Below are 11,581 nucleotides of genomic sequence, written 5' to 3'. Positions count from 1 at the left end.
CGGACAACCAGGAGAGCAGCGATGGAAAAAAAGGCTGTGAAGAGGAAGCAGGCGGGGCGGGCCGCGGGCGTCGTGCTGGTGGCGGCGCTGGCGGGCTGCGGCACGTCGCAGGGGCCGGCGTACAACGCGTACACGGTGGGGCTGCCCAACGGGCAGCGGGCCTACCAGGTGACGTGTCACGGGCTGCTGGAGGGGCAGGACACGTGCTACTCGAAGGCGCGCGAGATCTGCGGCAGCCAGGCGGTGCAGCCGCTGGAGCAGGTGGCGCCGCTGGCGGATGCGGATGCCACGCGCGACGTGCGGATCCTGACGTTCCAGTGCGCGGCGAAGCCGCAGCCGGCGCCGGCGCCGGTGGTGGTGCCGCCGCCGCCCCCGCCGCCGCCTGCGCCGCCCCCGCAGAAGGTGTCGCTGGAGGGTGACACGAACTTCGACGTGGACCGCGCGACGCTGAAACCGGAGGCGCGCGGCCGGCTGGATGCGCTCATTGCGGCGGCGGGGGGCGTGACGTTCGGGACGGTGACGGTGAACGGCTACACGGACTCGACGGGGACGGCGGCGCACAACCAGGGACTGTCGGAGCGGCGTGCGCAGGCGGTGGCGCAGTACCTGCAGGAGCATGGCCTGAAGGCGCGGCAGTACGTGGTGCACGGGTATGGCGAGAGCAATCCGGTGGCGGACAACGCGACGGCGGAGGGGCGCGCGCATAACCGGCGTGTGGAGATCACGACGGACGCGGTGGTGCAGCAGAAACAACAGTAAGCCCTCTCCACGGGGCCTGTGCGCGCGCTGACCTGGCCGCGCACGTTTGGGCAGGGCCGCGTCCCCGGCGGTCCTGCCGCTTTTTAGGGGGAAAGGAAGAGGAGGGATGCAGGGCGATGCGCATAGGAATCTCGGTGCTCACGCATGCCGGGCAGAGTGTGTGGGAAAACGGGCTGGGGCAGAACATCTTCTTCCTGGTGCAGCTGCTGCGCACGCTGCCGTTCGTGACGGGGGTGGTGCTGCTGGACTGCGGCGACCAGGCGCGCCTTGCGCCGGAGGCGCAGGCGGTGGCGCCGGAGCTGGCGCTGGTGCCGGTGCGCGAGGCGTGCGACCTGGTGGACGTGGTGTTCGAGATGGGAGGGGGGCTGGATGTGGAGTGGCTGGACTACATGCGGGCGCGGGGCGTGAAGGTGGTGTTCTTCTGCTGCGGGCAGCCGTATGTGGGGCTGGTGGAGCCGGTGATCTTCGGGCGCGGGGGGTACTTCTCGCGGCCGGAGCGGTGCGACGAGATCTGGGTGCTGGCGAAGGACCGCGCGTTCATGCCGATGCTGGAGGCGCTGCACCGCTGTGCGGTGCACGAGGTGCCGTTCCTGTGGGACAGCGTGTTCATCGAGAGGCGCCGGGGGGAGGCGGCCGCGGCGGGACTGGAGCCGGGGTGGGTGCCGCGCGCGGCGGGGACGGGGCCGCGGGCGCTGCGGGTGGCGACGTTCGAGCCGAACATCTCGGTGGTGAAGTGCTGCGTGGTGCCGGTGCTGGTGTGCGAGGCGGCGTTCCGCTCGGAGCCGGCGGCGGTGGAGCGGCTGCACGTGCTCAACAGCGTGCAGATGCGTGAGCACCCGACCTTCTCGTTCCTGCTGTCGTCGCTGGAGCTGCAGCGCGGGGGTCGGGTGCAGCTGGAGCAGCGGCATGACTTCGTGGGCTACATGAGCCAGCACGCGGACACGGTGGTGGCGCACCAGTGGCACAACGACCAGAACATCCTGTACCTGGATGCGCTGTACGGGGGGTACCCGCTGGTGCACAACTCGCGGTGGCTGGAGGGGGTGGGGTACTACTACCCGGACTCGGACATCGGGGCGGGGGCGGCGCAGCTGCTGCGGGTGGCGCATGGACACGACGGTGCGCACGCGGGGTATGAGCGCGATGCGCGGGCGTTCCTTGCGCGGCTGTCGCCGCGGGCGGCGGCCAACGGTGCGCACTATGCGCGGCGGCTGCTGTCGCTGGCGGGGAGGCGGGCATGCTGAACGGACGGCGGCTGAAGGTGGGGGTGACGCTGTACCTGCGGCGCGGGCAGCAGTCGATCTGGGAAAACGGGATCTTCCAGAACTGCTACTTCCTCGCGATGCTGCTGGCGCGCTCGCCGCTGGTGGAGGCGGCGTACATCGTGAACGGTGGGGATGGCGAGGCGGCGCAGGCGGGGGAGTTCCTGGGTCTGGCGCCGGTGCCGGTGATCGGGATGGAGGAGGCGCGGCAGACGCTGGACGTGGTGATCGAGCTGAGTGCGCAGCTGGACCCGGAGTGGGCGCGGGCGTTCCGTGCGCGGGGCGGTCGGGTGATCGGCATGCGGGTGGCCAACGACTACGTGATCGACATCGAACGGATGATGTTCGGGCTGCCGCACGGGATGCTGGTGTCGGGCACGCCGTACGACGCGATCTGGACGCTGCCGGCGTTTGGGCGGATGTGTGCGGCGTACTACGGGGTGGCGCTGCGCGCGCCGGTGGTGACGATGCAGCACCTGTGGAGTCCGGTGCTGCTGGAGCGTTCGCTGGCGTGCTCGGGGAGCCCGCAGCCGTTCGGGTACGAGGCGGGGCGTGGGCGGTGGCGGGTGGCGATCCTGGAGCCGAACATCTGCATGGTCAAGACATCGCACATCCCGATGCTGGCGGTGGATGTGGCGCACCGGCAGCAGCCGGGGATGATTGACTACCTGAGGGTCTACAACACGATGGGGCTGAAATCCGATGCGCAGTTCGTGGGGTTTGCGCGCAGCCTGGAGCTGACGCGGCAGGGGCGCGCGACGTTCGAGCCGCGGCTGCCGGTGTACGAAATCCTGACGCAGCAGGCGGATGCGGTGGTTTCGCACCACTGGGAAAACGCGCAGAACTACGTGTACTACGAGGCGCTGCACGGGGGGTATCCGCTGGTGCACAACTCGGCGCTGCTGGGCGGGTGTGGCTACCGCTACGCGGACTTCGACTGCATGGACGGGGCGCTGGCGCTGCGGCAGGCGTATGCCTTGCACGACGCGACGCTGGCGGACTACCGGGCGGGTGCGCGGGCGTTTCTGGCGACGCTGGATCCGCTGGGCGCGCACAACGTGGAGGGGTACAGCGCGGCGATTGCGGAGGTGTTCCGGTGAGGCGGGCATGGATGGCGGGCGTGGTGGTGCTGGCGGGTGCGCTGGTGGTGCTGGCGGGGGGCGTGTGCGGGCAGCCGCTGCCGGGCACGCCGGCGCAGGCCCCGGCGCCTGCGGTGCCGGGGGCGGTGGAGCCGGAGACGGTGCTGGCGGCCGCGGCGCGGCAGGCGGGGGTGAGGCGCTGCCTGGCGGCGGTGGGGGTGGTGTCGTCGCGCGCGTTCGCGGGCGCGGGCCACGCCGACGTGGTGCTGGACTGGGACCGGCAGGATCCGGACGGCGCGCCGTTCTTCTCGCTCACGGGGCTGGACTTCGGGGCGGACAGCAGTGCGCTGTTCTCGCTGACGACGGTGCCGCAGGTGGCGGGCTGCACGGTGCTGGCCGAGCGGATCTCGAGTGCGCCGCTGCCGTGCCGGGAGGTGGCGCGCTCGGAGCTGGCGGGGTGGCGGGCGAACGGGCTGGTGCGGGCGGTGACGGTGTACACGCAGGCCGGGCATGCGCGCGAGACGGTCACGCTGGTGGACACGCGCGGGGCGTGCGTGATCGTGCGGCGGCAGGTGCGCTATGCGGGCGGGGGCTGAGCCGGGAGCGATGGTGGAGCGGGTGCACAGGGACGTTACAGGGGGGCACATATGGGCATGAAGGGGGCGCGGGGGCTGCGCATCGGCATCACGATCGGGCTGCATGCGCCGGACGAGAGCCTGTGGATCAACGGCATCAAGCAGAACGCGCTGTACCTGATGAAGCTGTTCCAGGGCTCGCCGCTGGGCCACCGGGTGGTGCTGGTCAACACGACTGGGGTGGCGGTGACGGCGGCGCTGCCGTGGGACCTGGAGCGGTTTCCGGTGCGCGCGTTCGGGGACGTGAAGGACGGGCTGGATGTGCTCATCGAGCTGGGCGGGCAGATCGGGGCGGACCAGACGGCGTACCTGAAGGCGCGTGGCACGAAGCTGGTGAGCTACTGCTGCGGGCCGGAATACGTGCAGATGTCCGAGGCGATGATCTTCGGGCGGCGCATGTGCGACACGGTGTTCATCAACCAGCAGTACGACGAGGTGTGGGTGATTCCGCAGGTGATGGAGACGAGCGCGGACTTCTTCTCGGTGCTGCGCCGGCGGCCGGTGCGGGAGGTGCCGTTCGTGTGGGACCCGGTGTGCCTCACGCAGCGTGCGCGGGCGCTGCCGTTCGCGGGGGAGTACCGGCCGCGCCAGGGGCCGGCGCGCCTCTCGGTGATGGAGCCGAACATCGACGTGCTGAAGTTCTGCCTGTATCCGCTGCTCATCGCCGAGAGTGCGTACCGGCTGGTGGGCGAGCAGATCGGGTACGTGCACGTGACGAACGCGGAGCACCTGGCCACGGGCTGTGCGGAGTTCATTGGCATTGCGCACTACCTGGACCTGGTGCGGGAGAGCCGGGTGAGCTTCGTGGGGCGGCATGACACGCCGCAGTTCCTGTCGGAGCACACGGACATTGTGGTGTCGCACCAGTGGGGGCTGGCGCTGAACTACTTCTACTTCGACGTGTGCTGGAACGGCTACGGGCTGGTGCACAACGCGCATCTGTGCCGGGAGCTGGGCTACTACTACGGGGGCAACGATGTGGCGGAGGGCGCGCGCCAGCTGGTGCGGGCGGTCGCGGAGCACCGCGGGGGGTGGCAGGAGTACCTGGTGCGCCAGCGGGAGGTGATCCGGCCGTTCCTGGCCACGCACGGGCCGCTGGTGGAGGCGTACGACCGGCTGCTGCTGGGGCTGGTGGCGGGGCGCTGAGGCAGCCGGGCGGTTGATGCGGCAGGCATGTGGACAGGGCAGTGGACATCATAAAGAACAGGAGTACTGAACATGATGTGGAAGGCAGGGGTCGTGAAGGGGTGGCGGGTGAAGGGACGGCTGGTGTGGCTGGTGGTGCTGGCGATGAAGGCGGGGCTGGCGGTGGCGGCCGGGGGTGACACGGTGGCCACGGTCAACGGGGTGGCGGTGCCGCGTGCGGATCTGGAGCAGCTGGTGCGGGCCAGCGGGCAGGCTGACACGGCGGCGCTGCGGCAGACGCTCACGCAGGGGCTGGTGGCGCGGGAGCTGATCCGGCAGGCGGCGCAGCGCGAGCACCTGGAGGACACGGCGGTGGTGCGCGAGGCGGAGCGCCGGGCGCGGGTGGACACGGAGAACCGGCTGTACGTGGCGCGGCATGCGGTGGTGCAGCCGGTGGGCGAGGCGCAGGTGAGGGCGCGTTACGACGCGATCGCGGGTGAGATGGGTGATGAGGAGTACCTGGCAGGGGTGCTGTCCTTCCGGGAGGAGGCTGCGGCGCGGGCGGCGGCGCTGAGGCTGGAGCGTGACGAGCCGTTCGCGGCGGTGGGCGGGGGCACGGCCGGGCTGCGGTGGGTGAGCTTCAGGACGCCGCCGGTGGAGGGGCATACGGCGGGGCTGCCGCTGGAGGTGGCGCGGGTAGTGCCCACGGCGCTGCTGGGGATGCCGCAGGTGGTGGCGGGCGGGCCGGGCGGGGGGTGGCGGGTGGTGCTGGTGCAGGCGCGCCGGCCCGCGACGGTTCCGCCTTACGGGCAGGTGAGCGCGGCGCTGCGCGCGGGGCTGGAGGCGCAGGCGCGCGAGGCGGCGTTCGGGGTGATGCTCGACGGGCTGGCGGCGAAGGCGGTGGTGGTGGAGGCGGGCGGGCAGTGAGGGGTGCGGATTCTTTGATGGTTCATTCGACAGGGAGGACGGTATGACGCTTTACCAGGTTGCAGTGTGGATCGTGATCGGGATTGTGGCGGGGTGGCTGGCGGGGCTGATCGTCAGCGGGAGTGGTTTCGGCATCCTGATCGATATCGTGGTGGGCATCGCGGGGGCCTTCATTGGTGGCTGGCTGGCGTCGGTGCTGGGCATCAGCGTGGGCGGGGGGCTGCTGGGTTCGGTGCTGGTGGCGGTGGCGGGGGCGGTGGTGCTGCTGCTGGTGATCCGGCTGGTGCGCGGGGTGATGTAGGGGACGGGGTGGGGCGCCGCGCTGGCCGCGCGCGTGAACCGCGGCCATACGGACAGGGGGAAGCTGCGATGGGCTGGGTGGAAAAGGTGGAGTCACTCATTGAGGGCGGGCGGCTGGTGGCGGCCGCGCACCTGCTGGAGCGGCACGGAGCGATGGCTTCGGACGATCCGCGGGTGCTGGTGGCGGGCAGCCGGCTGTGGTGCCTGCGGGGGCGCTTCGGGGAGGCGCGGGCGCTGCTGGACCGGGCGCTGGACATTGACGGGGCCAGCACGGCGGCGCTGGTGGGGCGGGCGCGTCTGGCGGTGCGTCTGGGCGACGACGCGGGGGCGTGCGGGTGGTTTGCGCGGGCGCGGGAGGCGGGGGCGCCGGGAGACGACTGGATGGTGGACTGGATCGACGCGCTGCTCAGGCGGGGGTGCTGCGAGGAGGCGCGCGGGATTGCGGCGATCCGCTGCGAGCGCGCGCCGGGCGATCCGGGCACGTGGTTCCGGCTGGGGCTGGCGCACCAGCAGGCGCGCCACCAGCTGCAGGCGCTGGATGCGTACGGGCATGCGGCGCGGCTGGACGGACGGCTGCCGATGCTGCGCAACAACATGGGGGCGGCGTACCTGGAGCTGGGGGAGTACGGGCGTGCCCGGGAGCTGTTCGAGGCGACGCTGGCGGACGATCCGGACCATGCGCTGGCGTGGACGAACCTGGCCATCACGCTGCTGAAGACACGGCGGGTGGACGACAGCCTGATTGCGGCGGAGCGGGCCTGCGCGCTGGCGCCGGACTATCCGGTGGCGCTGCAGACGTATTCGTACGTGCTGCGCGAGCTGCAGCAGTGGCCGGCGGCGCTGGAGACGGCGCAGCGGGCGCTGGCGCGGGCGCCTTCGGACAGCGCGCTGGTGTGGGGGGTGGCGATGCTGCAGCTGCTGCAGGGCGACTACGCGAATGGCTGGCGCAGCCACGAGGCGCGCTGGAGTGGCTCGCCGGAGCTGCGCGAGGTGGTGCCGAACCTGCCGGGGCCGCGCTGGGAGGGCGAGCCGCTGGCGGGCCGCACGCTGCTGGTGTGGGGCGAGCAGGGCAACGGCGACGTGCTGCAGTTTGTGCGTTTCGTGCCGGCGCTGGCGCGGCGGGTGAAGCAGGAGGGGGGCACGCTGGTCTACTGCTGCTTCGAGAAGCTGCGCGCGCTGCTGGCGCGCAGCCTGGGGGAGGCGGTGCCGGTGGTGATCGGGCATGAACAGCGGCCGCTGCCGGGGTTCGACTTCCATCTGCCGCTGGCGAGCCTGCCGCTGGTGCTGGGCATCGGGGTGGAGGATCTGCCGGCGGCCCCGGTGGCCTACCTGAGGGCGGACGCGGCGGGCGTGAACCGGTGGAAGGCACGCCTGCCGCGCGACGGTGGCCTGCGGGTGGGGGTGGCGTGGACGGGCAGCCGGGAGCACCAGCGCAACCCGATGCGCTCGATCGACCCGGCGCTGCTGGCGGGGGCGCTGGGCGGCACGGCGGGGGTGAGCTTCGTGAGCCTGCAGGTGGAGGCGCGGGCGGACGCGCAGCGCGCGCGGGAAGGGGGTATGGCGCTGTTGGACCCCACCGGGGAGCTGGACTCGTTCGACGATACCGCGGCGCTGGTGGCCAGCCTGGACCTGGTGATCACGGTGTGCACCTCGGTGGCCCATCTGGCCGGAGGGCTGGGGGTGCCCACGTGGGTGCTGCTGGACGTGAATCCGCACTGGGTCTGGATGACCGGTCGCAGCGACAGTCCGTGGTATCCGCACACGCGCCTGTACCGGCAGTCGCGGCATGACGACTGGACGGCGGTGCTGGAGGCGGTGGCGGCGGATCTGGCCGTGCTGGCCGGCACGCATGGCGCGCGGGGCGGACGTGCGGACCGGCCCGCGGCGTGAGGCGGCCGTGGCCCGGGGCGCGGTCCGTGATGGCGGGGCGGCGGTGCCGCCGCAGGGGCGTGGCGCGTTTGCCCTGCCGGTGGCGCAGGGCGGGGAGGTGCCGGCGCGCCGGTGCGAATGGCCGTTCTACCTTGACCGGCGGCAGCGCGCGCGGCTGCGCTGGCTGCACGAGGCGTGGGGGGAGGATGTGGTGATCCAGATCTACTCGGGCTGTGTGCGCATCCGGGGCGAGTGTGGCGACCTGCGATTCCGGGATGAGGCGCAGCTGCGCATGGAGACGGCGCGGCGCCACGGTTACGCGGTGCTGCGCGCCGGCCACCGCGGGGAGGGGGAGGGCGACACGGAGTGAGGGCGGCCGGCGGGGCGCCGGCCGGCGGAAGAAGCGGGGAGGCGTCCCGGCGACGGGCGCAACGGGGAGGTGTTCATTGGGCAGGATCGATCTGGGCAGGATGGTGGGGGCGTGTACCGGCGGGGAGGTATCGGAGCGCCTGGCGGTGCGCATGGGGCTGTCGGCGCAGATGGTGGGGCACGTGCTGGCGTGCGCGGCGGACGTGGTGGTGGCGGCGCTCGCGGCGACGGCGGCTGAAGGGCGCGGGGCGGCCACGCGGGTGTTCGGTACGCTGGTGTCGCGGGAGTGCGACGCGCACATCGGCAGCCGGTGCGCGCAGCGGGTGTCGACGACCGGTGGGCTCAGGGCGCTGGGGGAGGAGGGCGATGCGCTGCTGGTGCGGGCCACGGGGCGGCACGTGGCGTCGCTGAGCGACCATGTTGCGGCGCGCTGCGGGATTCCGGCGCAGGCCGCGCACATGCTGGCGTGCGTTGCGGCGGCCATCGTCGGGGGGCTGATGAAGCACCACCTCCTGCTGGAGCAGGGCGATGCGGCGCAGCTGCCGGGGCTGCTGGCCAGCCAGATGCCGCTGGTGGAGGTCTCCACGGGCGACGGGGTGGCCGCGGAGCTGGGCTACGACACGGCCGCGGCCTTCATGGCCACGGTGCCGGTGCGGCTGGCGGCGGTGGCGGCGGACTTCCCGGGGCCGCGGGAGGAAGCCGGGCGCGGCGCGGCCATGGCGGTTCAGGGGGCGCAGGCGCCCGTGGAGCCGGCTGCGCCGGCGGCCGGCGCGGGCACGCTGCGGCCGGTCCATGCGGACTACGCGGCGGCGATGCGCTATGCGGGGCTGCCGGTGCCGCGCGGCCAGACGGTCGCGCCGCAGGGGGCCGCGGCGGACAGCGGGGACGCGCCGGCGGCCCGGCGCCGCTCCGCCACGCCGTGGCTGCTGGTGCTGGTGGGGGCGTGCGTGCTGGCCGGGCTGTTCGCCTGGGCGAAGCTGGGAGGGCAGGCGGACGCCGGGGCGGGGCGTGCCGCGACGGCCAGGCCGGGCGAGGTGCGCCCGGAGCGGGCGGGAGCGGTGGCTGGGGCGGTGGCACCCGGCGCGGCCCGGGCCACGCCGTCAGGGGCGGCAGGGAGCGCATCGTCCGCGGCCGCCAGCGCGCCGGCATCGTCCGCTTCGGGGGCGGCTGCGCCGGGACCGGCGGGGGCTTCGGCGGCTGCGGCGGTTCCGGGAGCTGCAGTGGCGGACGGCGGCTGGCTTGACGGGCGGACCAATGCCGCGGGCGTGCCGGCGCTGGAGGCGATGGTGGGCGACGCGGCGCAGCGCGCCACGCTGGAAGAGGCGGTGAACGCCCGGTTTGGCGCCGGGCATCTGGCGGTCACGGTGGCGCCGGACAGGGCCTCCGGCCCGCTGCCCTGGCTGGACCATCCTGATGCGCTGCTGGCGGTGCTGGCTGAGCCGGGCGCCGAACTCACGGTGCGTGGCAACCAGGTGTGGCTGGGCGGTCTGGCGGCGCCGCAGGCGCAGGGCTGGAGCGCGCGGCTGCAGCAGGCGCTGGGGCCGGCCTTCGCGGTCGGGGTGTTCGATGCGGCGGTGGAGCAGGCGCAGGCCACGGATGCCTTCCTGCGGGCCATGGCTGCGCTGCTGCAGACGGACAGTCCATGCGCGGTGCCGGGGGCCGTGGCGGTGCTGAACCTGCAGCGCATCGACTTCGTGTCCTCGAGCGGCCATGTGCCGGCCACGGCGCAGCAGGACCTCTCGGAGAGCGCGCAGCTGCTGCGGGCCTGTGCCGCGCGCGGCCAGGCGCTGCACCTGTCGGTGGACGCCTGGACGGACCGGCGCGGGGACCTGCCGGCGAACCTGGCGCTGTCGCACAAGCGTGCCGGTGCGGTGCGTGCGTTCCTGATCGATGCGGGGGTGCCTGCGCAGACGCTGTCCGCGCATGGCCACGGCGCGACGGACCCGGTAGCGGGCAACCTGACGGCCGCGGGCCGGTTCGCCAACCGGCGCATCCGTTTCATGCCGGCCGGGTCCTGAGGGGCGCGGTCCATGCATCGCGACATTGCGGCCACAGGGGGGAGGAACCAGATGGGAAACCCGCGCGGGGATGGCCCTGAAAGCGGCATGGCGCCGGACGGCGCCGGGCCTGGCGGGCTGGGGGACATGAAGTTCCTGGCGCCGCCCCGGCAGGACGCGCGGCAGGCGGCGGTGCCACGGCGCGCGGCGCCAGGCTGGCTGGTGCTGGCCGCGCTGGGGGTGATTCCGCTGGCGGCGCTGGTGGCGTGGGCCCTGCTGCGGGTGCTGCTGGCCATCGTGTTTGCGCGCCCGGGCGCGCACTGAACCGGGAGCTCTCCATGAGTCATCCACCGGGCCCGCTCCATGCCGCGCCGGCCTGTCCCGCAACGGGCCCGGTCTCGATCCTGGGCCTGCACGCGGCGCTGCCGCGCGCGCACCATGTGCTGCTCGGCGAGCTGGGGCGCCAGGGGCTGGGCGACGATGCCTTCCTGGTGGCGCTGGTGGTGGTGCCGCTGCTCGACTTCACGGAGCTGCGGCGGCTGCCGGATGCGCACCTGCGCAGCGAATGCGGGCTGGACGGGGCGCGCTGGAACCATGCCATCGACGAGCTGGTCAGGCTGGGCGCATTGCGGCGCACCTGGCCGCGTTCGCCGAACCGGCGCATTCCCGCCTTCCGGCTGGCCCGGCGCCTGCCCCCACCCGTACCGCACGCGCACCGCCCGCTGGAGGAGTGAGGGGAACATGCACCGCGACATCACCGGCCCGTGCCATGAGGGCCGGACGGGCCCCGCGCAACCGGCCACGGACAGTGAGCCGCCCGGCGCAGGCGGGGTGACCGGAAGGGTTCGGGCAGCCCTGTGCCGGGACGGGGCGCTGGCATGACTGCGCGAGCTGCGCAGCCGGGCCTGAAGCGTGAGCCTGCTGGTCCACGCCCCGTCGCCGGCCGGGGACGGGGCCTCGTGGCAAGACGGCACGCTGTGGCGGGTGGTGAAAACCGCGTCGGGACACGGCGCCGCCGCCTCCTCATGCTCCTCTTCACCACCTCCCTCTCCCATCTCGTAAAAAAACCACATGCCCCGCCTGTTTCACGCAACAGATATAAAGGGATGCATCATGAAGGGGCACCTGCCTGGAGCAATCGTCAAGAGTGGTGTACGCGGGTCAGGCGGCATGATCAGGCGGCCAGCGCTTGAGGAGCCGGTGTGCTTTCAATCACCGGAGTGCCGTCCTTGAAGGGAATGCCCTTCAGGAGCGGCTCG

General features: G+C 73.0%; 12 protein-coding genes. All 12 read left to right on the top strand.

Going from position 1 to position 11,581, the window contains the following annotated elements; genetic code table 11:
• Positions 1–21: 21 nt before the first annotated feature.
• The 12 genes from PKKP23_RS31575 to PKKP23_RS31520 all read left to right on the top strand — a co-directional run bounded on the left by PKKP23_RS31575 (position 22) and on the right by PKKP23_RS31520 (position 11,056).
• Positions 22–759, top strand: coding sequence for an OmpA family protein (locus tag PKKP23_RS31575; protein WP_126879811.1), 738 nt, complete (start codon positions 22–24; stop codon positions 757–759).
• Positions 760–875: 116 nt separating this feature from the next.
• Positions 876–2,003, top strand: a complete 1,128-nt coding sequence (locus PKKP23_RS31570) for a DUF2827 family protein (protein WP_126879810.1) — start codon at positions 876–878, stop codon at positions 2,001–2,003.
• On the top strand, positions 1,997–3,121 hold the full coding sequence (locus PKKP23_RS31565; protein WP_126879809.1) for a DUF2827 domain-containing protein: 1,125 nt from the start codon (positions 1,997–1,999) through the stop codon (positions 3,119–3,121). The genes PKKP23_RS31570 and PKKP23_RS31565 overlap by 7 nt, the downstream gene beginning before the upstream one ends.
• An 11-nt stretch (positions 3,122–3,132) precedes the next feature.
• On the top strand, positions 3,133–3,696 hold the full coding sequence (locus PKKP23_RS31560) for a hypothetical protein (RefSeq protein WP_126879808.1): 564 nt from the start codon (positions 3,133–3,135) through the stop codon (positions 3,694–3,696).
• Between the two features lie 57 nt (positions 3,697–3,753).
• Positions 3,754–4,881: a DUF2827 domain-containing protein gene (locus tag PKKP23_RS31555; protein WP_126879820.1), complete on the top strand. Its 1,128-nt coding sequence runs from the start codon at positions 3,754–3,756 to the stop codon at positions 4,879–4,881.
• A gap of 72 nt (positions 4,882–4,953) precedes the next feature.
• The gene (locus tag PKKP23_RS33875) at positions 4,954–5,787 is read left to right on the top strand and encodes a SurA N-terminal domain-containing protein (RefSeq protein ID WP_161978177.1); all 834 of its coding nucleotides are present in this window, start codon (positions 4,954–4,956) and stop codon (positions 5,785–5,787) included.
• Between the two features lie 43 nt (positions 5,788–5,830).
• Positions 5,831–6,088 carry a GlsB/YeaQ/YmgE family stress response membrane protein gene (locus PKKP23_RS31545; RefSeq protein WP_126879807.1) on the top strand — a complete coding sequence of 86 codons (258 nt, stop codon included), beginning with the start codon at positions 5,831–5,833 and terminating at the stop codon, positions 6,086–6,088.
• Between the two features lie 68 nt (positions 6,089–6,156).
• The gene (locus tag PKKP23_RS34870; protein WP_126879806.1) at positions 6,157–7,977 is read left to right on the top strand and encodes a tetratricopeptide repeat protein; all 1,821 of its coding nucleotides are present in this window, start codon (positions 6,157–6,159) and stop codon (positions 7,975–7,977) included.
• Positions 7,978–7,984: 7 nt separating this feature from the next.
• On the top strand, positions 7,985–8,326 hold the full coding sequence (locus tag PKKP23_RS31535) for a hypothetical protein (RefSeq protein ID WP_126879805.1): 342 nt from the start codon (positions 7,985–7,987) through the stop codon (positions 8,324–8,326).
• Between the two features lie 76 nt (positions 8,327–8,402).
• Positions 8,403–10,343 (top strand): OmpA family protein, encoded by a 1,941-nt coding sequence (locus PKKP23_RS31530; protein WP_126879804.1) that lies wholly within the window; start codon positions 8,403–8,405, stop codon positions 10,341–10,343.
• Positions 10,344–10,394: 51 nt separating this feature from the next.
• Positions 10,395–10,646, top strand: coding sequence for a hypothetical protein (locus PKKP23_RS33870; protein ID WP_161978176.1), 252 nt, complete (start codon positions 10,395–10,397; stop codon positions 10,644–10,646).
• A 14-nt stretch (positions 10,647–10,660) separates the two neighbouring features.
• Positions 10,661–11,056, top strand: a complete 396-nt coding sequence (locus PKKP23_RS31520; RefSeq protein WP_126879802.1) for a hypothetical protein — start codon at positions 10,661–10,663, stop codon at positions 11,054–11,056.
• The last annotated feature ends 525 nt before the right edge of the window (positions 11,057–11,581 follow it).

This window comes from Paraburkholderia kururiensis JCM 10599 = LMG 19447 (genome assembly GCF_003986935.1).
GTDB lineage: Bacteria > Pseudomonadota > Gammaproteobacteria > Burkholderiales > Burkholderiaceae > Paraburkholderia > Paraburkholderia kururiensis.
The sequence above is the reverse complement of the archived record's forward strand: the minus strand, read 5'-3'. Positions and strand labels throughout refer to the sequence as shown.